Below are 493 nucleotides of genomic sequence, written 5' to 3' on the forward strand. Positions count from 1 at the left end.
GACTATATAGTAAATACCAAAGCAAATTTTGATGGAGCACCAGATTTATACATTAAACATATAAACCATCCTGTAGATGTAAATATAAAAGGACTTGAGCTTGAACTTGGTTATGATATAGGATGGTTTTTTACAAATCTTTCTTATGCTCATCAAAAAACAGATCAACCTCTAAACTTTACAGATGCTAGCCCAAGAGTTGATACAACGCTTAACAAATCAATGTTTATACAAGGTTATGGTCTATCAAAGCTTACAATACTACCAAAAGATTACGCTACAATCGAGCTTGGCACAAGACTTTATGATGAGAAGCTAACTATTGGTATGATAGCAAAATATTATGGTAAGAGCAAAATTACAGACTCAGAACCAGAGCATCTTATACCATCAGCTTGCCCAGGCTCAGTTCAAGGCGACGCTGGTTTTACTCAAATTTGCGGTCAAACAAAACCTGATATAACCCTAGATAGTCAAGGCTTTATATTTGACT

The 493-nt window shown here is 34.9% G+C and carries 1 pseudogene; it reads left to right on the forward strand.

From position 1 onward, the window contains the following. Window positions 1-493, forward strand: a pseudogene (locus F1B92_RS08935) (hypothetical protein); the annotation flags it as partial.

This window comes from Campylobacter portucalensis (assembly GCF_009690845.1).
Taxonomy (GTDB): Bacteria; Campylobacterota; Campylobacteria; order Campylobacterales; family Campylobacteraceae; genus Campylobacter_B; species Campylobacter_B portucalensis.